Origin of the sequence: Acaryochloris thomasi RCC1774 (assembly GCF_003231495.1) — a bacterium.
In the GTDB taxonomy this organism is placed as follows: domain Bacteria; phylum Cyanobacteriota; class Cyanobacteriia; order Thermosynechococcales; family Thermosynechococcaceae; genus RCC1774.
The window spans coordinates 21,469-44,939 of sequence record NZ_PQWO01000023.1 but is presented as its reverse complement, the minus strand read 5'-3'; the positions used below and the strand labels follow the sequence as shown (position 1 = coordinate 44,939).

The following is a 23,471-nucleotide window of genomic DNA, read 5'->3' as shown; positions in this document are numbered from 1 at the left end:
AAGGACTATTGTCAGCATGATCCCAATCTGAGCAAAATGAAGAGCGTCATCTTAAAATGCGCCCCGCATTGAAAATGGCTAGTAGTGCAACACCCACATCAGCAAAGACGGCCTCCCAAAGTGTGGCAACGCCAATGGCTCCTAGGCCGATGAATATAGCTTTTACCGTCATCGCAAGGATGATGTTCTGCCAGACAATCCGTAGAGTGTGTTGGGAGATCGCAATGGCTTCTGCCACTTTGGACGGTGCATCAGTCATAATCACCACATCAGCGGTTTCAATCGCCGCGTCTGAGCCGAGTCCCCCCATTGCCATCCCTACATCTGCTCTGGCAATCACAGGAGCATCGTTAATACCATCCCCAACAAAGGCCACTTTGTCTTTCGTTGAACTGGCCCGATCTAATAATTCCTCTAGTGCCTCGACTTTATCTTCGGGTAACAGTTCGGCTCGATATTGGTCAAGACCAAGGGTTTTGGCAATGCGATCAGCTACCGCTTGGTTATCACCTGTAAGCATGACCGTTTGAATACCCTGCGAATGTAAGGCTTGAATCGCGGCCACTGCGTCTTCTTTCAATTCATCCTCGATGATGATGCGCCCAGTATATTCACCGTCTACAGCCAGATGGGTAACAGTTCCTTCTACGGTGCAAACCTCATGGGGAATGCTTTCTCGATGCAGCAGTCGATCATTCCCTGCCAGAACGGTACGCTTCTCTATTCGGGCACGAATGCCGTGCCCCGCAATCTCTTCGTACTCCTGAACACCTGATTCATCTACGGATTTGCCATGTGCCAGTCGAATTGACTGCGCGACGGGATGATTAGATTGAGACTCAACTTGAGCCGCCAGTTCCAGTAGTTGTGGTTGGGTGAACCCATTCTCAGAGATCACGTCTGTGACGCGAAAGTTACCCTGGGTTAGGGTGCCAGTTTTATCAAAGACGACAGTTTTCACCTGGGCCAGCGCATCTAGGAAGACGGAGCCTTTAACGAGAATGCCGCGTCTGGCGGCTCCTCCCACGCCCCCGAAGTAGCCCAGCGGAATACTAATCACCAAACCGCAGGGACAAGAAATCACCAGCAGCACCAAAGCGCGATAGGTCCATTCGGCCTGGGATGCTCCGGCAATAAGGAGCGGCGGCAAAATTGCCACTGCTAGAGATAGGAATACAACGACAGGGGTGTAGTACCGGGCAAAGCGGGTGATAAATTTTTCGGTATCGGCCTTCTTACTGCTGGCGTTTTCCACCAGTTCTAAAATTCTGGAGATTGAGGATTCTGCAAAGGGTTTGGTGACGCGCACCGTCAGCACTCCCGACTGGTTAATCATGCCGGAAAGGACAGTTTCACCTGGAACAACAGTGCGAGGGACCGACTCCCCTGTGAGGGCAGAGGTATCGAGTTGGGATTGCCCCTCCAGGATTTCACCATCTAATGGAACTTTCTCACCGGGGCGAACCAGAATTAGATCACCCATGTTAACGGACTCAGGATCGACCTCACGAATCTGATCGCCCACTTTGAGATTGGCGGTGTCGGGTCGCACCTCCAGTAGGGCTTTGATGGAGCGGCGCGATCGCCCCACCGAATAATCCTGAAACAGCTCTCCGACCTGGAAGAACAACATCACAGCCACGGCTTCGGGCACCTCGTGAATCGCGATCGCACCCAGCGTGGCGATCGTCATCAGGAAATTTTCATCAAGTATGCGTCCCCGCAAGATATTGCGGCCTGCCGCTGTCAACACGCTCCAGCCGCTGACTAGGTATGCAGGTATTAAGACGGCGTATTCAGCAATGGCAAAGGGAGTGTTATGCAGTGGCTCATTGAAGAGAAGGCCGACAAGGAAGAGGAAGGCTGCGATCACAACTGGTGTCAGCTCTTTACGGAGACTAAATTCACCTGAGCCGTGGTCATGGCTATGATCGTGACCGCTGCCGCAGCAATTTTTACGGGCGTGGGATTCTGACATTTAGAAAAACCTGCCAAGAGTATTATCTGAATATCTGAAAGACTATTCAGATAATACATCATAAAAATATTCTTATCCACTGAATCTGATCAGAGTTATAAGCTCAATCAGTCAGCTTTTCATTGTTGGACTGGAACTAGCTGAAGACGTCACCCCCCTGATAGAGGTCGGTTTAATTCAGAAAAACCTTCACTCGTCCAGGTGATCGGCTACTTCTCGATATACTGTCATGATGTGGTCATCAGCGAGGCTGTAGCAGACATTTCGACCTTGGCGTCGGTATTTGACCAGGCGTTGTGATCGCAACACACGCAACTGATGAGACACTGCCGATTCACCCATTTTTACAGCAGCAGCTAAGTCACAGACGCACAGCTCCTGTTGGGCCAGCGCCGATAGGAGCTTCAACCGATGGGGATCAGAGAGGGCACTAAAAAAGTCAGCCATCCGCTGAGCCTTTTCAGTTTCGATAACGTCTGATTGCACCTGGCGAACATTGTCCAGATGTACCAATGATTCATCGCAGCTAGGAGCATCAGAAGATGGGGGAGATTGTCGTTTCAGGGGGCTAGAGTCAGCCATTGCAAATGAATTTGAGGATCGGCATTAGCTTCTATGATACTGATAATCATTGCCGATTGAATGCCTGTTCAGATGTCCTTGTGAGTGCCTAAGACAGCGGCACAAGGTTCTGTTGCTCTACCTCTTGAATGAACATCAATGTTTTCTGATAGTTCGCTTCATCTCCCTGCTGCTCAAACAGTTGTGCGGCCTGCTGCAAATCCGCCATGCCCGCTTGGCTATCTCCAGTTCGAGCGCGGAGTATTCCTCGATGACCATAAGCCTCTGCTAACTCGGGTTCTAGCTTAATCGCCTCGGTGTAATCTGCGATCGCACCTTCAATATCTTCCATTGCCGTGAGGACATTGCCGCGATTGTAGTAAGCATTGGCATAGTCGGGCTGCAACTTAATTGCCTGCTGTAAATCATCGAGAGCGAGTTTCAAGTTGCCGAGTCTGGTGCTATACAGAATCGCTCGGAAGTTATACGCCTGGGCATAGTTGGGATCAACCTCAATGGCCCGACTGAGATCTGACATGGCCCCGTCAAGGTCGCCTACGTCACTGCGGGCTTCGCCTCGGTTGTAGAGCAATACTGCGTTTGTGGGTTCAATTTTTAAGGCTTGGTTAAAGTCGGCGATCGCTTGCGGGTAATTTTGCAGATCGTGATAGGCCAGCCCCCGAGCTAAGTAGATCTCTGTGAGGCGGGGATTGGCTTGCAAGGCTTGATTGTAGGTTGCGATCGCGCCCCGAAAATCACCCTGTTTTGCTTGCTCCTGTCCCTGCTTTAGCAAGCTCTCGGCAGAGGATGAAGGGGCAGCCGCAACGAATGATGACCGTCCTGAAATCGCTGGTGCCGTACCTGTATACAGGATAAGACTGCCCAATATAGCTGCTTGCACAATAGAGTTCATAGGTCCGATAGCCGACGACGACTTTTGATTTCACCCTCACACTTTTAAGATAGCCGACCGATCACCGAATTCCTCGCAGATCGCTCTTAGAGGCAGACTGAATGGGGGGTCAGAGCTTGGCACTGAGATGGAACCGCGTTTCTAGTCACCTTTTGAGCGGTCAGGTGACTGCAGCTCCTGAAGGAGTTCTTGGGCTGATTCAAAGTCCGGTGTGATGTCCAAGGCCGCTTGGACTTCCTTTAGTGCTGCTTCCGGGTTATCCTCGCGCTTGAAAATAATGGCGAGGTTGTAGTGGGCCAGCGTGTGGTTGCTTGCCGGAGATTCTTCTCGGTCAGGGAGCGTCAAAACTTGACGAAAAACCTTGCTGGCTTCGTCTAACCGCCGCCCCTCAATCCAGGCTAGACCTAAGTTGATATAGGGCAAGTCATATTTAGGGCTAATCCGAATCGCATTTCGGTAGGCTAAAATCGCTTCTCTGAGGCGGAACTGTTGATGAAGGCTCAGTCCCAGGTAATAGTAGGCTTCTGCCGAATCAGGGCGTTGGGCGATCGCTTGCTGCAACATTGTCTCTGCATCGGTGTAGCGTCCTTCCTCAATGGCAGTCTGAGCCTGCTGCAGAAAGGAAGTATCACTCTGTTGGGCCAGCACCGAGAGACTTGGTTGCCAAACACAGAGAAACAGAGCTGCAGGAGCCACATGCATCAATCTCTTGAGTGATATCATCAGCACTCCTGCTTTTCAATATTGAGGGGATTCTTTGCTTTAACGGCGACGGCGTGATCTCAACGCCACTGCACCGACACTCCCCGAAACGCAAGCAGCCCCAATCACCAGTAGCTGTGGAGGAATGCTAGGTAAATGAGAAGAGGCATCACTCAGTTCACCATAGGTGATGCTGCCTCCTGTGGACATCACGGGCACCGTCCAGCTATCCCAGTGGCTCCCCTCACCGATATCAACGGTCCACTCTCCTGGTTTAGACTGATCAGGCTGAAATTCAAACTCGCCCTCTTCATTTGCCTGCATTACACGCCAGGGTTTTTCTTGATCGTCAGGGGCATAAATGGTCACTTTGGCATTGGGGTAGGGTTCACCGGAGCTGAATTTAGCGGTGAATTTAATGGCTGAACGGCTAACACTGCCCGTTACTCCATCAGGAGCAATTGGAGTGGGCAAGAGGTAGTCTGTCTCAATGACGTGGGCTAGCGTTTTGCCTGAGATTCCAAGAACGGCTAGCAAGGTTAAAGGAAGGAATAGCTTAGCTTTCATATTGCAATTCTCCTGTGCTTTGGGAAGCGGTAGGCAACTTCTAGCATATTCTGACGGTTAAATCTACGGCGATCGCAACTCTTCTGCTCGTTACATTTTGTTTGAGGTGTCGAACCTATTGTATTTGACTCTCTAGTTAGGTAGAGAGTCTATCCTAGATGTAAACACTCCGCGAAAGTGCTGCGGGGAAAAAGACACTATACATTGATAATTTGAAATGGCAAGCAATCTTTTAAAGCAACCTTGGCTGCGCTTTGGGGCTGCGATTCTGGTCGCAGGTGGCGTTGGCATCGGCGTTTACAGCATGGTTGCACCTACTGATGTTCAGCATCAAGCGATCGCAGACACCCTCCCCCCTGAAGCACGTCAAATCACGGCCTACCGCAGCCCCACCTGTGGCTGTTGTGGAGAATGGGTCAAACACATGCAGGCTCAGGGGTTCCAGGTTGAGGACAATATTGTCGAGGATATGGACGGTGTGAAGCGGGAGCATAATGTCCCTGAAGATCTTGCCTCCTGTCATACTGCAGTCGCAAATAGCTACGTGATCGAAGGTCACATTCCTGCGGCTGACGTGAAGCGACTGCTAACTGAGAAGCCTGATGTGGTGGGCATTGCTGTTCCTGGAATGCCGATTGGATCGCCGGGGATGGAATCGGGGAATGTCAAAGAACCCTACACGGTTTTTTCCTTTGATCGGGCCGGACAAACCACAGCATTTGCAGAACATAACTCCTAAACCCGAACAGCATTCTGATCGCTAGCTGCGGGTCTCTAGATACGCTGCTGTTCGTGATCACGTCCAGTCTTCGATGGACAAGCCTGTAATCTGGCTGAAATCACGACTGTTTCGGGTTAGCAAGATTGCCCCCTGGACAGAGGCGATTGCTGCAATTTTCAGATCCATCGATCCTAACCTAGGATATTGCTGTTTGAGGTGATGAAATTTCTGTGCCGCAGCTTCATCAAACTCAAGGACTGGAATAGTGCAATAGTTTGCCAATTGGCGCTTAAGCTGGTTGTATCCATTCACTTGCTGCTCAATCGTCTTTGCTTTGGCAAGGTAACTCAGCCAACCTCGCATCTGCTCTTCATAGCTGATAATTGTCGTCGTTACTTCTGAGGGGTTGATGGTTGCTAATTGCTGAAATAGCCGTTGTGCTGAGGTGCCTCCCCGATCTAGAACGCTCAGGTGATTGGTATCGAGGATGTACATCAACTGGCAGGTGATTCACTAGAGCCTGGTCGCAGGGACTTTCGGTACTCCTGCCCTAAGTGCATCGCTTCGTCATAGGCTGGATTGTTGGCGAAGGTTCCGGTGATTTTCTCCCACCAGGGTCTTGAAGAGGCACTATCTTCTACCTTCGTTTTGAGACGGGCGACTTCAGCTTCTAAGAGGGCAACTCTCTCTTCTATCTGATCTGGCATTGGCGCTTGATCTCAACTCATCTGAACTTGATCGTAAGTTACTACTCGACATTTCGCATACAAGCATCAACCGACAAAAATCCGAAGGACTTCCTCAATTACGAGGAATGGAACTTGTAGCGCTAGATGATTCCATTCTGAGCTGAGATCGCGATAAACCCTTCATTAACATCACGGCATCATCTACAAACGTATAGACAATCGGCACCACAATTAACGTCAATAGGGTTGAAATCACCAGCCCGCCCAGAATCACTGTGGCAATAGAAGAATAGGCATCCGAGCCAATTTCAGGGAAGAAGGCTAGCCGCACGACAACAATCAGCGTGGTCAAGGTGGTCATCACGATCGCTTTTAACCGCACGGGTCCAGCCTGGGCGATCGCCGCTGCCCGAGGTAACCCCTCCTGTCGCTTTGTGATAATTAGCTCTAGAAGCAAAATCGCCGCTGATAAAGACAGACCCGAGAGAATGATAATCCCCAGAATGGAAACAGTGGATAGCGTTTGATTCGCGAGGATTAGTCCACCAAAGACCCCCACCAACTGCAGCGGCACCGACAGCATCATCACCAAGGGGTGAATAAAAGAGTTGAACTGAATCACCAAGATGATGTAAATCAGCACTAGGGAAACGGCTAGCCCATTGAGCAAGCGTCCGAACTCGATCATCATGTCAGTCATATCGCCCATGGAGTCAATGCCATAGCCCGGTGGTATCTCTAGCTCAGCTCCGGCCCGCATTGCGATCGCCATGCTCAAGTCCATCGAAGCGGGTCCATTCCGGCGATAGTAACCATTCACATAGACAACCCGCTTACCATCGATATGTTCGATTAGCGTCGGCCCTTGTCGATAGTCAAGTTGCACCAGTGAATTAAGCGGTACCTGCCCACCGTTGGGAGTTGTCAGATAGGTGCTCTCTAGGTCAGCCGTCGTGCCCCGATCTGCTTCGTCATAGCGCACTAAAATCGAGTTTTGCCGAAGATTGGGACGGTTGTAGGAGCGCTGGGTCAGACCACCATTGAGTGCAAACCGGGATTGGGTGGCGATCGCTTCTACACTGAGACCCAACTCCTGGGCGCGGCGGCGATCAATATTGAGCCTTAACTCTGGCTGGGTCATGGCTGAGCTGGTTTGGGCCATCATCAGCCCCGGCGTATCCTCGGCAATCTGCAGCACATCGTTCGCCAGTTTGTGAAGAATGTCTAGATCATCACCATAGACGGCAAGTTGAATCGGTGCTGCAGAGGTGGCCATCACATCGACGCCCATTTCCTTTAGCGCCAGCCGTCGGATGCCGGGAATGGTTGCCAGGGCTTCGGTGTGAACTGTGTCCATGACCTGCCAGATGTCGCGATCTCGATCCAGCTTCAGGGTGACGGTCAGCGAGGCGGTATAGGCGTTCCCCATACTGTAGCCGGTGAAATAGGTGCTGTTGCGGGTCAGCTCATACCCCACTTGAGAGGAGACCTTTTCCACCTCTGGCTGTTGTAGCAATAGTGTTTCGAGCTGAGCGGTACTGGCATCAGTTTTAGCAAAGGAACTGCCTGCTTCCATTTCTAAGGTGACCATGAACTGACCAGAATCCCCTAGCGGCATCATTTCCTGGGGAACTAGGGGGTAAAGTGCGATCGCCAACACCATTGTTGAACCCAGGACTGCCAAGGCCAGTTCCCGATTGCGGAGCGAAAGCCGGAGGAGCCAACTATAACCCCGCACGAGTTGTTGAAAACCATAATTAACTGGGGTCAGCAGTTTTTGCAGCCAAGTTCGACCGGATTGGGGTCGGGAGCGATAGAACACCACCGCCAGCAGCGGCACCAGCGTCACTGACACCAGAACTGAAGCTACGAAAGCAAAAACCATCGGCCACACCAGGCCCACAAACATTAGTCCGGTTAGCCCGCCCGATAGTATGGTGGGTAGCAGTGCTGCCACCATGACACAACTAGCGGCCACACTAGCCAAAAAGACTTCCCCCGTCCCTTTGATCGCGGCCTGCAGCGGGCGCAACCCCTGGCGCAATTTTTGCTCAATGGCGTCAATCACAATGATGGAATCATCCACGAGCTTACCAATGGCCATCGTCATGCCAATCAACGTCGAAGAGTTGAGGGACATGTGCATGGGGCCAAAAGGCAGCGTTGAAAGGGCCAGCGAGGTCGGAATGGAAATCATAATCAGCGCGGTAGCGCGGAAGTCTTCGAGGAAGATTAAGATAATGCCCCCGGCCAACAGGACACTGATTAGCAACTCCTTAAACGTGCTCTGCACAATAATATTGACTAAAAAGGAGTTATCGTAAGCTTCTTGAAATTCCAGCCCTGGGTATTCCTGCTGGATTTTCTCTAGCTCGGCCCGTACCCGCTTAATCACCGCTGGAGAGCTAGAATCCGGCTTTTGAATAATATTCACCGCTAGGGCCGCTTGGCCGTTGTAGCGATACCCACTGCGACGCTCTTCAAAGGTATCTTGCACCGTGGCCACATCCCGCAGATACACCACTTGGCCCTGACGCTCTAGCAATGGATAGGTCAGCAATGCCTCCGCGTTTTGGACCCGCTCATCAGTCCGCACCAGAATTTCGGCATCTCCCCGCGTCAGAATGCCAGAGCCTTGACTCAAATTATTGCGATCTAAGGCATCGCGCACCTGAACAATCGAAAGACCATAGGCCCCCAATTTTTGGCGATCCACAATCACCTGGAGCTGCCGTCGATAGCCCCCCAGAATCGACACCGCCTGCACCTGGTCCAGCTTGGTGAGCCGATCCACCAGGGTATTATCGGCAAACTCCCGCAGTCGCACTGGATCCCACTGGTCCCCTGTCAGCGCCAGGGTCAATACAGGTCGGTTGAGGGGATCAATAGGCAGCACCCAGTAGGAGCGGGCATTTAAACCCTGTAGTTCTGTATCCCCCTCCGCCGCCTTCATCAGGCTTTGAACGGACTGGACTGCCTTGTCGATGCTGCCGCCCCAGCCAAACTGCACCGTCACCAAAGATAGATTCTGCTGGGAGGTCGAGCGGACAAAACGCACATCTTCCAGGACCGTCATCCGCTGCTCTAGGGGCTTGGTGATATAGGCTTCCACCTCTTCGGGGGCGGTGCCGGGAGCTTGGGTAATAACGGCCACCAGGGGGCTTTCGACATAGGGCATCATCCGTACCGGCAGACCCAGCAAGACCAGCAGAGACAGGATCAAGACGCCAATATAGAGCGCCGCCACAATCACCGGATGCTTGATCGACCAGCGGGTGAGGAATTCTTTCACGGTGCTTACTTCACATTGAAGGCTAGGGTTGCGGGTTCAGCATCTTTAGCCTTAACCTCCATGGTCCAGGAACCCGCCATGCCAAAGTTAGTTTTAATTTTGAACTGTTTGGCTTCGTCACCGGGTTCAATGATCGCCAGAGATGTCATATCTGCTTCGCCTGCCATGGGCATTGAGACATCAGCGGAAACGTCCTCTGGCGTAAGATTTTCCTGCTCGATATGAACCACAATTTCGGCGTCGCCCATCGGTAACTCGCCAGATTCAGGACTCACCAGATGAATATCCTCAGACGCCTTGACTGGATTCGTGCCTGACCTTTCGCTATGGTCTTGACTGTCTCTGTTGCTCTCAGCGTTTGCCTCTGTTTGTGCGATGGGTGCGCTTGAGCCGTTCGATGATGATTGGGTCGCTTGCTCATTGGAGTTAGCACCACAGGCAACGAGCAGGGTACTCACGACAGCGATCGCCAAAAAAGTTTTTTTCATATTAGTCCTCACAGTCAGTAATAGATTTAGATCAAGTTCGATCTCTCGAAAGGCATCCTATTGTGCCGTTAGCTTAAACTGAGCGCGGCCTTTGTGGTCTGAGTCCTTGACCTGGGCTTTGACTATCCAGTCGCCTTTCATGCCAAAGTGAGTCTTGACTCGGAACCGACCGGGTTCCGGCAGGGGTTTCAGATCGACCATGGTGGTCATGGGAGCCATATTTTTCATCGGCATGGTCACATCCACCGCTAACTGGTCTACGGCCAAGGGCGACTTGGACGCCGGATCGCTCACCTGCAGAGTCAACTCGGCGGTCCCCATCTTCACGGTTTTGGGATCAGGACTGATCAATTGAATCGCCACCGTGCCTGCTGCCGGAGCCGAGAGGGACGCGACGGGTTCGCCAGCGGTATTGACCATCGCCACCTTAGTGCCGTCTGACAAGCGGGAGAAGCCTGTGGTAATAACGCGATCGCCTGCCCTCAAACCCTGGGTAATTTCTACGCGATCGCCACTCACTAAGCCCCGTTTCACTAAACGACGCTCAGCAATAGCTGCGTCATCACTGCCCTGCACCACCCACGCTGCAGACTGTCCCTGATACTGATGCAAGGCCATCTGAGGCACCGATAGGGTTGCGGGTTTACTGGTTTTGATAATCTGCATCTCTAGAAACTGCCCCGACAGGAGCTGATCTTGGGGATTATTCACCACCGCCTCTACAGTGACCGTGCGTGTTTGGGGATCGGCGTTGGGGAAAATGCTGGTGATTTCGCCAGTAATGGGTGGCGTCTCGGTGCCCGGAATCTTAGCTTTGACGCGGGTGCCTTTGCCAATCCCCACCGCATCGGCCTGAGCGACATTGGCCCGCAGCCGCACCCGGCGATAGTCGCCGATTTTGAGAATTCCTATCCCTGGCTGCACCACAACGCCGGGATCAGCCATGCGGGACTGGACAATACCGCTGATGGGGGCGGTAATCACAGTGTATCGAGCCATCACTACGGCGGTATTGGCCTTCGCTTGAGATTGGCTAATCATGGCCCGATCTCGCCCCAGCTCTGCCCGCATACGCCCCAGCTTGGTTCTGGCCCCTGAGATTGCAGCTTCCTTGGCTGCCACCTCGGCAGCGATCGCATCATAGTCATTTTGAGCTAAGGCTCCACCAGCTACTAAATCCTTAAAGCGCTTGGCCTTGAGCTTCATATAATCGAGTTCAGCAACCAGGCGATCAATCTCGCGCTGTTGCTCTGTCACCTGAATTTCGTTGGCGGCAAGTACCTCTTGCATCACATTCCGCTCGGCCCGCGCTTCGTCTAACTCCGTTCGCCGTTCTAAGGCATCGAGCTGAGCAATGAGCTGGCCCTTTTGGACGCGATCTCCTGGATAAATGGAATAGTCTCTGAGCTGTCCGGCGATCCGGGGATAAACAGTAACTTCTAGGTAGGGATACACTGACCCCGTGTATTGAACTGTTTCTTGCACCAAACGCGGACGAATCTCTTCCACCTGGACGGGCACTGCGTTGAATGTCCCCTCTACCGCCATCATATCCTCCATGGACATACCGCTATGATCCATGGAACCTTCGTCCATCGCTCCGTGATCCATCCCCATATTTGCCATCCCACCGAAGTGTTTGACGACAAACCAAATGCCACCGGAGAGAATGATAAAAATGCCCAGCGCCAATACGCTTCTAAATGGACGAAAGCCAGGGAGATGAACTGAGGATGTGCTCGGGGAATCACTGCTCTCATCCTCGACTTCTCGGGTCTCCTCGACTTCAATAGGTGAAGAGACTAATTCATCCGGTTTGGATTTGACGCTATCTTGGGTCATTATTGCATTACTAAAATGAGAAAATGCTTCCTCAGTCAAGCCTATCGACCAATTGTGAAATCAGTATGAGAAGGAAGCCAAGAATGCTAAAAGTTGTGAGATGACCCGGTTGAGTCATCGTCGATGTGGTCTGTAAGCTGAAGAAAAATAGCTGCCAAGGTAGACCAGCTTTTCATAATATGCACAGCCTTAACCCTTAACCCAACTTGAGAGTCAAGCCTCAGATATTCATTTGCTTGAGCCGTAAACTTTACCCTTGCCCGACCCCTGCCTGGATCAGAGACTCGCGGGAAATGGGTTGCTGATTTTGGCAGCAGTCTGCCAACTTGCCATCCACCACCACTGCCGGAACCCGATGAATGCCATACTGAGCAGCTTGCTCACGACCTTGGGTGGCATCGTCTGCACCCAAATGCCAAATCTGGATCTCACAGGCTGGGCAGGCTAACTCCTGGACGAGCTGGACCGTAGGATGGCAAAGAGGACAATCCGCCGTGAACACTTCAATTAAACGCTGAGTCATTATTTAACTCTCCAGAATTGTTTACACAGCCTAAGCCCTGTAGCTAGCTGGAGAGTCAAGAACTGGGAGTGAGACCATCACAATCTTTTGAATTTCTCTAGCAATAACGCTCGGAGGCAGACAGATTTCACCGCTTGGGGGGAAGGCTAATCCTTGACTCTCAAGCCGACTTGAGAGTTTAGTTTAGAACTAATTCACGCACCACAAGAGAAGTTAGGATGAGCCAGATCGCAACAGCCCCAGCGGTACCGCCCACCCATCCACCGTTGAAGATTGGCGAATTAGCAACTCGTACTGGAGTGGCCGTCGCCACGATAACACGTTCAGCATCAGCAAAATCCACGCCATGCTTTTAGATTGGTTTGCCGCTTAGGTTCGTGTCAAACGAATCACATTATGCATATGATTATGCCTGTTTTGGCGTTCAACAGTTCATATTAGCTTTTTAAGTAAGGCTTTAAACGAAATGAATGTCATCCTGATTTCATAATTATGTGCCGTAATAGAGGTATACCTAATCGTTGCACCATGACTGAGGCTAAGGTTCGAGAGCAGTATGACCAGGTAGCCAGTCAGTATGACTGGCGTTGGCGGAGCTACACGGCTCAAACCCTCGATTTCTTGCAAGCATGTGCAAAGATTTCATCCTCGGCGAATGTCCTGGATGTGGGTTGTGGCACAGGTGAATTTGAGCAGCGATTGGTAAAGGAACACCCGGATCAGCACGTAGTCGGGGTTGATCTATCTGAGAATATGCTGGAGATCGCCCAAAAGAAATTTTCTTCCCATTCCAATGTTCAATTTCAACATGCCTCAGTCTTAGCCCTTCCTTTCCCTAAGCAGACGTTTGATGTTGTTGTGTCTGCCAATGCCTTTCACTACTTCGACCAACCTCTAGCGGCCCTGGCAGAAGTAAAGCGGGTTCTTAAACCCCAAGGACAGTTGATTATTTTAGATTGGTGCCGCGATTTTTTGCTCTGTAAGGTTTGTGATGCAGTGTTGAAAATTTTCGACTCAGCCCACCAGCAATGCTATACCCAAGCTGAATTTCATCAATTACTGGCATCGGCTCAATTTGAGATTAGCCAAACCACAAAAGATCGCTTCGGCCTGATCTGGGGACTGATGGCGGCAGTGGCAACTCCCAAGCAGCTTTAAGTTTTACTCAGTTCGTAACTCTAAGCATTTTAGTTTCGTAGTCCAGGTAGACATATGCAATCGCTCAACCGCAGACAATTTTTGGTTCTCAGTGCCAGTAGTGCAGGTGCCGTGTTGCTCTCGCAGTGCAGTCGCGGCCAAACTCAAACGGTACCCAAAGCACCCCTCAGTTTGCCAAAGCTGTACACCAGCAAAGATGGCTTGTTAGACCTAGAGTTGGAGGCCAGCTATCGTCAAGTTAACCTGGATGGGAAACCCACTAACTTACTGAGCTACAACGGCCAAGTTCCCGGTCCCCGGCTAGAAGCAAAGCCTGGAGATATAGTTCGGATTCGCTTCAAAAACAACCTGAGCGATCCGACCAACATTCACTATCACGGACTGCATATTCCACCTACGGGGAATGCAGACGACGTTTTCCGTCGCATTGATAGCGGGGAAAGCGCCCTCTATGAATTTTCGATTCCCCAGCAACATCCGGGAGGAATTGCTTACTATCATCCTCACCTGCACGGTTATGTTGCTGATCAGATCCTGGGTGGGTTAGGTGGCATGTTCATCGTCCGAGGGGCGCTAGATGAGATTCCCGAAATTCAGGCGGCAGAACAAACGTTTCTGTTTTTGAAAGATTTTGTAGTCGAGCAAAGACAGCCAATGATGGGGCGAATGGCAGGACGTGAGGGCGATCTGGTGACGGTGAACGGGCAGGTGAACCCTTCGTTTTCAATCCCCGCTGGTGGACTGGCGCGGCTGAGGCTAGTGAATGCCTCGAATGCTCGGTTCTATCGTTTGGCTCTAGAAAAGCATCCCCTATACCTGATTGCCACTGACGGCCATCCTTTATCGACACCAGTAGAGATACAGGAACTGCTTTTGTCGCCAGGGGAACGGGCCGAAGTGCTGGTGCAGGGTGATCAGGAAGCGGGCCAATACCGTCTCTTGAATCTACCCTACAGTCGAGGCCAGATGGGGATGATGGGGGGTGGCATGATGAGGCGAGATCGCGGAGGCCCAGGCATGATGGGCCGCGGTCGAATGGGACCAGGCATGATGGAGGGTAATGATCAGGACTCACCTCAAACCTTGGCGACACTGGCTTATACCGGCCAAGTGGAGCCTCAATCCATACCTCAACAATTGATTGAGGTTGAGACGCTACCGGAGCCACAAACCGTACGCCAGTTTGAGCTTGATCATGGCATGGTGCCTGGACAGGGCATGGTGTTTTTAATTAACGGCAAGTCCTTCGATCACCAACGTATTGACACTCAGGTATCTCTCGACACCGTCGAGGATTGGGAAGTTAGCAATACAGGGGTGATGGATCATCCGTTTCATCTACACACCAATCCGTTTCAAGTGATTGCTCGAAACGGCCAGCCAGTTCCTTATCAAGCCTGGAAAGACACGGTGTTAATTCCGACAGGTGAGACGGTTCGGATTCGGATTCCTTTCCGAGATTTTCCTGGGAAGACGGTCTACCACTGCCATATTCTCGACCATGAAGAGCTGGGAATGATGGGAACTATTGAGATGAAGGCATGAGGCCAGTATTGAGTGACTAAACGGAGAAGTCACAGACAATCTAGGCGATGGCGGGTTCTATTCAGCCGACCCAATGCGATCTCACTTCTGGTGCTTATTGGGTGCTTGCTTGTCTGCTGGTGGATTTATTCTCCGCCCGATCTATCTAGCCCTGAAACTTTCAAGCAAACGGTCATCAACGCAGGCTGGCTGGGGCCGTTCGTCTACATTGGGATCGTTGCCCTATCCGTGGTGATTAGTCCGATTCCAGGTGCCCCCATTGCAGTGGCCGCTGGCGCAATATGGGGGTCTCTAGTGGCGGGGATCTATAGCGTCATCGGTGGATTTATTGGCAGTTTAGCGGCCTACTATATTGGCCTTACTTTGGGACGCTCCGCCGTTTACGCCCTCACCGGCAAACTCATCTACTTTTCAAAGGAGCGAGGAGAGCTATATCTTGGCTGGTTGATCTTTCTGACTCGTTTACTTCCGGTCTTATCGTTTGATTTGATGAGCTATGGCGCAGGTATCACCGGACTTTCACTCCCTATCTACGCTACCGCTACCTTATTGGGCATGATTCCTTCAACCCTTCTGCTAACTTACATGGGGTCAGCATTTACGATAGGGCTACCTGAAAGCCTCGCACTGGCGGCTATTTTTCTGGTTCTGTTGGTGGGTCTGCCCTGGGGCATTCGGCGCTACAACTGGTTTGGGATGAAAAATATCATTAGAGTTGAATGATTTGAACGTTACCGTTTTACCCGAAGTTGATATTGCTGCAACCACATAAGCGTCCCCGTAATCACCAGCACCAACAAGCCGAGGGCATTGAGAAAGGGATAGACCAATTCCAAGTCAAACCGACCAAACCTTCCTCGATGGAGGTCCAACAGCCAAAGAAACTGATCTCCCTTGCCGCTGACAGCCGCCATTTGAAATCCGACGCCAGTGAGTAACGTTAGCAGAAGGGGAACACACATCAGAGGGGCAGTCGCCTTGTGGAGGCGGCGTAGGTTCAAGCGTAAAGAACTCATGACTGCAGCCAACGTCTTATGGCAGACAAACAGACTGGGCCGATTAGAATCAAACCCAAGGAGAGTTCACCCAAACCAAAGGGAAAGCCCATCACGGAACTTGCCAGCGTTGTTTGATTACTGACCACTGACGCTGTAGAAGGTTCTACAGGAGTGAGCGACGGCTTGGTAATCTTGGCAGGGGCGGTAGGTTGAGACTCTGGCACGGTCTCTGATCCATGAGATATTGAAGCTTCAGTTTTTTGGCTCTCGCTTGAACGATCGTGACTTTCGCCACTGTGAGCCAAAGAAAATAATCCGGTATTCGGCTCTGCATTTGTGACGTGAAGCGTCATCCATATTCCCTCGTGACGTAGTTTGGTTCGAGAGTGTCAACGTAAGTTTGCGATCGCACCATAAAAGTCCCATTATCCAATAACACTCAGCTCTAGAATAAAAGCCGCACACCCGCTAGAACTGAAAAGTCCCCGACGCTCTCTCCTTCTTCTCTGACTAGGTCAGCGGTTTCAAAGAATTTGCGCTGCCAGTTGATGCCAACATAAGGAGCAAACTTGCGGCTAATTTCATAGCGGAGGCGCAGTCCCAGCTCAATATCATTGAGTCCCGAGCCAACACCAAAATTTTCGACCCTCTGGGCGGCAAGGTTAATCTCAGCCTTGGGCTGCAAGATCAATCGCTGGGTCAGCAACAGCTCATATTCACCTGTGAGTCTAGCTGAGACATCACCATCCTCACTAATGAATAGGGAAGCATCCACCTCAAACAGATAGGGCGCTAATCCCTGGATGCCGACCACCGCAAAGGCTCGCCCTCGGTCTGGAGCAGGACCATATAAGCGGTCATACCTTAGGCCCGCCTGAAAATCCCAAAAGGGTGCGACCAGTTGACCGTATAGAGCTTGCACCTCTGCTTCTCCGCCAGTGTCTGCCGAGAGGCCCACGTCACCCTCTGTTTTGAACCAGAAGCGTCTGAAGTCGCCACCCACCCATCCGACTGCATCCCAATTCAGGGTCGTTGGGCCATCAACGGTGCGAATCTCCAACTGATCAATCAAGACAAAGAAGAAAGTTTGATTATCTTTAACGGGCGATGGCCAGTCCTCCTTGTCCGTTGGTTGTGGAGCTGCAGGTGAGAGCTGCGGCATTTCAGGCGATTCCTCCGTTAGAGACTGTGCTAGAGGACCATTTGTAAAAGAAGGCTGGGGAGTCTGCCTGCTGGTCTCAAGAAAAGTTATGGGAGGCTGTACTTTGCCTGCCTCTGTCTCCTCAAAGCCTTTGGAGTGGGTGGGCAGCAACGCTTCTGAACTAGCGGTTTCTGCCGTTGTCGGTTTGAGGGCGTCTACGGTAGCGCGAGGGTTGGGTGCAAGGGGTGCCAGTTGATCGCTTTCCTCTGCAGAGGATTCTGTCTCATTGGGGTCTTCCAAACGGTCGGCTGGTGGCGAATCGGGGGCTGCTAAGATTTCAACCTCCTGATGAATTGGCTGCGTTTTAGTCTTCTCCGCCTGCGCCGGGGAAAGACCACCCCCAAGCACCATCGAAACCAACGTTCCAGAAAGAGCGGTCGCCCAATAACGATGTTGAATCCTCACTCACAATTACCTCTACAAATTTACCAATAGTAGAGACAGCACAAATCCGCAAGACTGCTTCATTCGCTGTCAAAAAGCACATTGTTCTGTACGAGTTATGGGTATAAAGCCAATCTAATTCGCAGGACTCTGCCCACTGGGGCTAGGCGGTGTTGTCGAATCTGTTCCCGGCATGTCGTGCTGCATATTTCCCTTATCGTGTTGCATATTGTTCATGCTGTCTGAACCCATTCCCGGCATGTCATGCTGCATGCTGCCAGACTTCATACCCGGCATGTCGTGGGGCATATTATGCTGCATCCCATTTCCTTTTGGTTGTTCTGGGGCTGGAGATTCTGAACCCGTGGCCGCAGGTACTTCAGTACTGGTTTGGGTATTGTCGAGCCGCTGTTCCTCTGCCTGTACCCGAGGGGTAAACACGGCTAGAGCTGTAACCAACAACAATCCAGTAGTTGCATAACTTACTTTTTGAACGGTCATAAATTTACCTCTGCAATTTGGTTAGTGACAGAAACGATGCGGAACATTCCCACTTCCATGTGGTAGAGCAAGTGGCAGTGGAAGGCCCAATTACCGGGAGCATCTACCGTGACATCCACCGACACTTTCTCGGCAGGTTTGACATTGAGGGTGTGCTTTCGGGGCTGATGAGACCTTGCCCCATTGACCAGCTCCATCCACATGCCATGCAGATGAATGGGGTGCTCCATCATGGTGTCGTTGATAAAGGTGAGCCGCAGCCGTTCCCCGTTACGGAACGGAATTGGCTCTTTCGATTGCGAATACTTTTTCCCATCAAAGGACCACATGTAGCGCTCCATGTTGCCGGTGAGATGGATTTCTATCTCCCGTTCCGGCTGTCGTTGGTCCTCTCTGGGGGCGAGACTTCGCAAGTCGCTGTAAAGCAGGACACGGGTTCCCGTATTCTCCAAGCCAATGCCAGGATCATCAAGGCGGCTTTGAAGCATCATCGGCACACCTGAATTACCGGGGCCATGACCATCTGGACCGTGAGGGGTTCCTTGACCCATGCCTGACATGTTGTGCTGCATGTTGCTCATGCCACCAGATCCCTTCTCTGGCATGTTGTGTTGCATATTTTTCACATCGCTTGAATTCATGCCTGACATGTCGTGCTGCATGTTATTCATGCCACTAGACCCCTTCTCCGGCATATTATTCATGCCACCTGAGTCCATGCTCGACATATCATGCATCATGCCCATATCGGCCATTGTTCGCATGGCACGGGGACGTTGCTTAGGAATAGGTGCCGTCATTCCCTGACGGGGGGCCAAGGTACCACGAGCATATCCGCTACGGTCCATCGTCTCGGCAAAAATGGTAAAGGCTTGCTCGTCTTGCGGTTCAACGATCACGTCGTAAGTTTCAGCCACAGCGATGCGAAATTCGTCAACAGGGACGGGTTGAATATTCTGACCATCGGCCTGCACAACGGTCATCTTCAGGCCAGGAATCCGCACATCAAAAAAAGTCATGGCTGAAGCGTTGATGAACCGCAGGCGCACTTTCTCCCCAGAACGGAATAGTCCTGTCCAGTTCGATCCAGGGGCCTTGCCGTTCATGAGATAGGTGTAGGTCGCCCCCGTCACATCCGCAATATCTGTAGGATCCATTCGCATCCGCTTCCAGGGTAAATCCTTGGCGAGCGTTGCCACCGTGCGCCGGTTGTAATTGTAGTAGGCGCTCATCTTTTTTAGATTGGCCAGGACACTATGAGGATTCTCAAAGGTCCAGTCCGAGAGCATCACCACATAATCCCGCTGATACTCGAACGGTTCTGGCTCTAAAGGGTCTACAATTAGGGGTCCAAAATGCCCCATTTGCTCCTGTACACCGCTGTGACTGTGATACCAATAGGTTCCACTTTGCTGGACGGGGAAACGATAGGTAAAAGTCTTTCCTGGTTTGATACCCGCAAAACTAACTCCGGGTACGCCATCCATCTCAGGTGGTAGCAGAATGCCATGCCAGTGAATTGACGTGTCTTCCTTGAGCCGATTGGTTACTTGAATGGTGGCGGTTTGACCTTCCCTAAGCCTCACCAAGGGGCCAGGAATGGAGCCATTTGAGGTGATGGCTGAAGTCTCTTTACCGCCAATCTCAAGCTTGGTTTTCTGTACCTGAAGGTTAATTACGTCGGGATAATTACGGCCTCCTTCTGCCTCACGAGCTGTTGCAGCCCGTAGCCTTGGGGAAAGACTGTTAAACCCCAGTGCAAATCCCATTCCGGCTGAGAACCGGATAAAGTTGCGCCGAGTAATTATTTCGGTGGTGTAACCCATGACGTTGCGCGATGAATGGTAGCTAGATGAACAACAAATATAGAGAAAGAAGGAGTAAACATCAGAAAGCTTTTCAACATCTCTCTGATGTCTACAGCAATTTATGGTGTGAGGTATGAGGAAATACCCTAGTCACTACTGTGGAGCATAAATATGAAATCAGAATGAGATACCCAGGCTCTTATTCATAGGTAGAAATTCGAGCCATCCCCAAGGGAATATCTGTTGTCATTTCTGCGCCTCGCCCGGTCATGGGGAAGAGCCACACCGAGAATGGAGGAAGGTATTTAGGAGACAGTTTGCCTCCCAAGTACTGATATGAATTTGTCAGAACTACCTAAGATCGCGGTCTATGATGCCATAGCTGGCGGAGTATTTGTCTTGAGAACATGGCAGCCAGCAGGAACTTTCTCCACAACTCTTGCTGCCCCATTCGGACCACAAACAACCAGTGTTTTTGCAGAGACACGATTGATTAACCCCATACTGAAGAGAGATACAGGGCACCTCGAATAATTGACCTTACTGAGAATAAAATCTCGCCAATTGAGAATTTTCAATGATGTCATAAGGGTTTCAGACTGCAAGATCCTTAAGGAAATCTATTTTTCGAGGTGCCCTACAGCAATTAAGGCTGCACCAATAAAAACCTCAATTTATCTCATGACTTTAATGCTGCATAATGAACTACCTCTACTTTAGATTTCAAAGATGAAATCAGAATGAGAAAAGTAATCAGTTTTAGTTTTTAACAAATATCCAAATTGGAGATATTCGCCACCTTTAGCTTTAAGTATTAATGCCAATTCTAGGGAGTTTCTGCAGACGGAAGATAAATCCTAAAGATACTCCCTTGGCCCAGTTGGCTTTGGACCTGAATCTTGCCTTTATGAGCTTGAGCAATCGCATCAGCAATGGCTAACCCCAACCCCGAGCCACCTGTTTGTCGGTTGCGATCGCTATTCACCCGATAAAAGCGGTCAAAGATCTTCGCTTGGTATTCAGGTGCAATTCCCACCCCCGTATCCTGCACCTGGATTACCGCCTGCTGGTCTGGCTCATTCAGCAAAAGCGTAACTGCCCCGCCTTCAGGCGTATGCTGCAGTGCATTAATGACTAAATTAAACACGAGTCGGTAGAGCTGCGCCTCATCCCCGTTGACCCACAGTGGCTGCTCGACCTGAATGTCGGTCAGAAGCTTGACCTTGTTGTTCAAAGCTAGAGCTGCCAACTCTTCCGCGATGTCATTCACCACATCTTGAAGGCAGCATGAATCATTCTGCTGGGTCTGCACTTGACGGTCTAAGCGCGTTAGCAACAGCAAATCCTGAATCAGTTGAGACAGTCGCTGATGCTGTCGATCTAGAACCTGTAAGGTTTCGCGGGCATCGGTCTCCGATAAATGTGGCGTATCTAGCACCGATTCCACCGTTGCCTGGGCTGCAGCAATAGGGGTTCGCAACTCGTGGGCTGCATCGGCAGTGAACTGCTGCATCTGCTGGTAGGACTGACGAATGGGCTGCATAGCTCGTCCCGCTAGCCACCAGCCTGCGATTCCAACAAAAGCTAGCGCTAGAGGAAAGCCAGCAAAGAGCGCAAATCTCACCGATGTGAGGTATCGATCAGAATCCTCAAGAGAGCTGCCCACCTGTAGGTACCCCCAAAGCGGTGTGTCAAGATTCTGCAAAGGAACTGTAATTTGGCGGTAGCGAATGCTGCGCTCATCTGTCAGATACTGCCACTCAGCAGTGGGTGAGGTGATCGCTAACCCCTGTGGCTTCAGTCCGGCCAGCACAATAAGGTCTCCTGTGGGACTCAGAAGCCGAATAAAATAGTTGCCCTGGAACATGTCTCCGGGTGAGTGACTGGCAGTAGCGTCTAAACATTGACTGGTACGAATGCAGGCATCAGGGAGGAAGCGCTGAGCGCTAGCTGGGATTTCTCCTTGCTGCTGTAGCGTGGGTTCTAGATTGTCGTGCAGTCGGCCTGCGAACGCCTGCAATTCTCGGTCTGCCGCTGTGCGGTGAGCATGGTCAATGGCTTCGTAGACCCCAAAACCGCTCAGGACAAGAATAATCCCCATCACTCCGGCATACCAGCTTGCCAAGCGCCAGCGCGTCTGGCGAAAGAGCTTTATCTCATTCATGGTCTAGGTTGAGCCGATAGCCAATACCGTAGAGGGTCTCAATCGCATTGTCGCAGCCATGTTCAGAGAGCTTCCGCCGCAGTTGGCGCATGAGCGCAGCCACCACATTGCTAATGGTATCGGCTTCAGAACCCCAGAGCTGGTTAAGGATCTGGTCCCGGCTGACAATCTGGGTCGGATGCTGCATGAAATATTCTAAGAGCTGGAATTCTTTATGGGTTAACAGGATGTTCTGGGGGGCTTGCCCTTCTGAAATGGCAATAGAAACGTGATGAGTACCGTAGTCTAAAGTCAGTTGACCCACTTGGAGCTGCTGGGGTTGGAAATGGGGCGATCTCCGCTGCAGCGCCCGCAGTCGTGCCAGTAGTTCAATTTTACGGAAGGGTTTAACGAGATAGTCATCCGCTCCAGCATCTAGCCCCTCTGCTGTATCTTCTGGGCGATCCTTTGCAGTGAGCATCAATACAGGTAGGGAGCTGTTCTGGGCACGGAGGCGTTGACATAGCTCAACGCCAGATATCTCTGGCAATAGCCAATCAAAAATCGCCAGGGTATATTGCGTCCACTGGCTGTCTAGATAACCCCAAGCCTCTAAACCATCTTTGGCCCAGTCTACGATATAGGCTTCTTGGGCAAGGGTTCGCGCAATGGCAGCGCCTAAGTCCGGCTCATCTTCGACCAGTAGGACTCGCATGAGGGTTACAACGTAACTGTTGAGATGAGGGGGCAGATATCGCCCGGTTGGGGGCGGGGCTGACGGGTGGCCCAACGATCTTGATAGTCCTCCAGCTCTACTTTGAAGGCCGTCATCTTCTGAATTTGAGCTTCAAGCTGCTCAATCTTTTCCTGCAGAAGCGATTGGACAAACTCACAGGGCACGTCTCCCTGCCGATGAACATTCAGCACCTCATGGATATCCTCTAGGGAGAAGCCCAAAGCCTGTGCCTTTTTGATGAACTGCACCTGCTGCACAGCTTCTTCAGGATAATAGCGATAGCCATTGTCCCCCCGCTCTGACTGGAGTAGACCCAGACTTTCGTAATAGCGTAAAGCCCCGACAGCAATGCTAGTTCGCTTAGAAACCTCACCGATCCTTAAGCGTGTTGCGACAGCCATTGAACGCCCCTCTCAAAACAACTGATTCAACCTTAGACTCTACAGTAGACTATAGGGTCAAGACAGAAGAATGAGTTCTCTTTATTTTGAACCTCTTCCTCAGTGATCTTGGCTGTGTTTACCTTTTCCAGCATGGTCGCCATGCATGAACAAGTGCATCAGTGGGCAAATAAGCAGGAAAAGCCAAGGCAGAACAGGAGCTTTCGCCACTAGCAAAAAGGCAACTATTCCCAGACAGACTAGCAGCGCGATTCCAGCCGGAGACCGCCACCGCCATCTCAAGGGAGGATGTCTAGACATAAAAATCTCCCCAATATTTT

25 protein-coding genes are annotated in these 23,471 nt (G+C 51.2%); 4 read left to right on the top strand and 21 right to left on the bottom strand.

Annotated elements, in window-relative coordinates:
* Positions 1-46 precede the first annotated feature (46 nt).
* From C1752_RS23400 to C1752_RS23380, 5 genes are all read right to left on the bottom strand, one after another.
* Entirely contained in the window at positions 47-1,978 is a 1,932-nt protein-coding gene (locus tag C1752_RS23400) for a heavy metal translocating P-type ATPase (RefSeq protein WP_110988473.1), read from the bottom strand.
* A 189-nt stretch (positions 1,979-2,167) separates the two neighbouring features.
* Entirely contained in the window at positions 2,168-2,560 is a 393-nt protein-coding gene (locus C1752_RS23395) for an ArsR/SmtB family transcription factor (RefSeq protein WP_110988472.1), read from the bottom strand.
* Positions 2,561-2,648: 88 nt separating this feature from the next.
* Positions 2,649-3,452 (bottom strand): tetratricopeptide repeat protein, encoded by an 804-nt coding sequence (locus C1752_RS23390; protein ID WP_110988471.1) that lies wholly within the window; start codon positions 3,450-3,452, stop codon positions 2,649-2,651.
* A gap of 141 nt (positions 3,453-3,593) precedes the next feature.
* Positions 3,594-4,175 carry a tetratricopeptide repeat protein gene (locus C1752_RS23385; protein ID WP_110988470.1) on the bottom strand — a complete coding sequence of 194 codons (582 nt, stop codon included), beginning with the start codon at positions 4,173-4,175 and terminating at the stop codon, positions 3,594-3,596.
* 39 nt (positions 4,176-4,214) lie between these two features.
* Positions 4,215-4,721, bottom strand: a complete 507-nt coding sequence (locus C1752_RS23380) for a hypothetical protein (RefSeq protein WP_110988469.1) — start codon at positions 4,719-4,721, stop codon at positions 4,215-4,217.
* A 217-nt stretch (positions 4,722-4,938) separates the two neighbouring features.
* Between C1752_RS23380 and C1752_RS29085 the strand changes: the two genes are divergently transcribed.
* A complete protein-coding gene (locus C1752_RS29085) occupies positions 4,939-5,460 on the top strand; it encodes a DUF411 domain-containing protein (RefSeq protein ID WP_199464499.1) in 522 nt (173 codons plus the stop codon).
* A gap of 57 nt (positions 5,461-5,517) precedes the next feature.
* Here the strand turns inward: C1752_RS29085 and C1752_RS23370 are convergent, their stop codons facing one another.
* The 7 genes from C1752_RS23370 to C1752_RS28580 all read right to left on the bottom strand — a co-directional run bounded on the left by C1752_RS23370 (position 5,518) and on the right by C1752_RS28580 (position 12,619).
* Positions 5,518-5,937: a type II toxin-antitoxin system VapC family toxin gene (locus tag C1752_RS23370; RefSeq protein WP_110988468.1), complete on the bottom strand. Its 420-nt coding sequence runs from the start codon at positions 5,935-5,937 to the stop codon at positions 5,518-5,520.
* Positions 5,937-6,149, bottom strand: a complete 213-nt coding sequence (locus tag C1752_RS23365) for a hypothetical protein (RefSeq protein WP_110988467.1) — start codon at positions 6,147-6,149, stop codon at positions 5,937-5,939. The genes C1752_RS23370 and C1752_RS23365 overlap by 1 nt, the downstream gene beginning before the upstream one ends.
* Before the next feature lie 94 nt (positions 6,150-6,243).
* Positions 6,244-9,423, bottom strand: a complete 3,180-nt coding sequence (locus tag C1752_RS23360; protein WP_110988466.1) for an efflux RND transporter permease subunit — start codon at positions 9,421-9,423, stop codon at positions 6,244-6,246.
* 5 nt (positions 9,424-9,428) lie between these two features.
* On the bottom strand, positions 9,429-9,911 hold the full coding sequence (locus C1752_RS23355) for a FixH family protein (protein ID WP_110988465.1): 483 nt from the start codon (positions 9,909-9,911) through the stop codon (positions 9,429-9,431).
* A 57-nt stretch (positions 9,912-9,968) separates the two neighbouring features.
* Positions 9,969-11,753 (bottom strand): efflux RND transporter periplasmic adaptor subunit, encoded by a 1,785-nt coding sequence (locus C1752_RS23350; protein ID WP_110988464.1) that lies wholly within the window; start codon positions 11,751-11,753, stop codon positions 9,969-9,971.
* Between the two features lie 250 nt (positions 11,754-12,003).
* Positions 12,004-12,276 carry a thioredoxin family protein gene (locus C1752_RS23345; protein ID WP_110988463.1) on the bottom strand — a complete coding sequence of 91 codons (273 nt, stop codon included), beginning with the start codon at positions 12,274-12,276 and terminating at the stop codon, positions 12,004-12,006.
* 178 nt (positions 12,277-12,454) lie between these two features.
* Complete coding sequence (locus C1752_RS28580) at positions 12,455-12,619, bottom strand: hypothetical protein (protein ID WP_158535168.1); 165 nt, start codon at positions 12,617-12,619, stop codon at positions 12,455-12,457.
* A gap of 185 nt (positions 12,620-12,804) precedes the next feature.
* Here C1752_RS28580 and C1752_RS23340 point away from each other — a divergent pair, with 185 nt between their 5' ends.
* From C1752_RS23340 to C1752_RS23330, 3 genes are read left to right on the top strand one after another with little or no spacing between them, the layout of a single operon-like run.
* Positions 12,805-13,434, top strand: coding sequence for a class I SAM-dependent methyltransferase (locus tag C1752_RS23340; protein ID WP_110988462.1), 630 nt, complete (start codon positions 12,805-12,807; stop codon positions 13,432-13,434).
* 54 nt (positions 13,435-13,488) lie between these two features.
* Complete coding sequence (locus C1752_RS23335) at positions 13,489-14,979, top strand: multicopper oxidase family protein (protein ID WP_110988461.1); 1,491 nt, start codon at positions 13,489-13,491, stop codon at positions 14,977-14,979.
* 12 nt (positions 14,980-14,991) lie between these two features.
* The gene (locus C1752_RS23330; protein ID WP_110988460.1) at positions 14,992-15,702 is read left to right on the top strand and encodes a TVP38/TMEM64 family protein; all 711 of its coding nucleotides are present in this window, start codon (positions 14,992-14,994) and stop codon (positions 15,700-15,702) included.
* 8 nt (positions 15,703-15,710) lie between these two features.
* On the opposite strand, the gene C1752_RS23325 is transcribed toward C1752_RS23330, so the two are convergent.
* The 9 genes from C1752_RS23325 to C1752_RS23285 form a co-directional block, all read right to left on the bottom strand.
* On the bottom strand, positions 15,711-15,995 hold the full coding sequence (locus C1752_RS23325; RefSeq protein ID WP_110988459.1) for a PepSY domain-containing protein: 285 nt from the start codon (positions 15,993-15,995) through the stop codon (positions 15,711-15,713).
* Entirely contained in the window at positions 15,992-16,330 is a 339-nt protein-coding gene (locus C1752_RS23320) for a hypothetical protein (protein ID WP_110988458.1), read from the bottom strand. Before C1752_RS23320 ends, C1752_RS23325 begins: the two co-directional genes overlap by 4 nt.
* A 92-nt stretch (positions 16,331-16,422) precedes the next feature.
* The gene (locus C1752_RS29080) at positions 16,423-17,583 is read right to left on the bottom strand and encodes a copper resistance protein B (RefSeq protein ID WP_199464498.1); all 1,161 of its coding nucleotides are present in this window, start codon (positions 17,581-17,583) and stop codon (positions 16,423-16,425) included.
* Between the two features lie 114 nt (positions 17,584-17,697).
* Entirely contained in the window at positions 17,698-18,063 is a 366-nt protein-coding gene (locus C1752_RS23310) for a hypothetical protein (RefSeq protein ID WP_110988457.1), read from the bottom strand.
* Positions 18,060-19,889, bottom strand: coding sequence for a copper resistance system multicopper oxidase (locus C1752_RS23305; protein ID WP_110988456.1), 1,830 nt, complete (start codon positions 19,887-19,889; stop codon positions 18,060-18,062). The genes C1752_RS23310 and C1752_RS23305 overlap by 4 nt, the downstream gene beginning before the upstream one ends.
* Before the next feature lie 808 nt (positions 19,890-20,697).
* Positions 20,698-22,035, bottom strand: coding sequence for a two-component system sensor histidine kinase RppB (gene rppB, locus C1752_RS23300; protein ID WP_110988455.1), 1,338 nt, complete (start codon positions 22,033-22,035; stop codon positions 20,698-20,700).
* Positions 22,028-22,729 carry a two-component system response regulator RppA gene (rppA, locus tag C1752_RS23295; RefSeq protein WP_110988454.1) on the bottom strand — a complete coding sequence of 234 codons (702 nt, stop codon included), beginning with the start codon at positions 22,727-22,729 and terminating at the stop codon, positions 22,028-22,030. The genes rppB and rppA overlap by 8 nt, the downstream gene beginning before the upstream one ends.
* Before the next feature lie 5 nt (positions 22,730-22,734).
* On the bottom strand, positions 22,735-23,151 hold the full coding sequence (locus C1752_RS23290; protein ID WP_110988453.1) for a heavy metal-responsive transcriptional regulator: 417 nt from the start codon (positions 23,149-23,151) through the stop codon (positions 22,735-22,737).
* Positions 23,152-23,250: 99 nt separating this feature from the next.
* A complete protein-coding gene (locus C1752_RS23285) occupies positions 23,251-23,451 on the bottom strand; it encodes a DUF2933 domain-containing protein (protein ID WP_110988452.1) in 201 nt (66 codons plus the stop codon).
* Positions 23,452-23,471 lie beyond the last annotated feature (20 nt).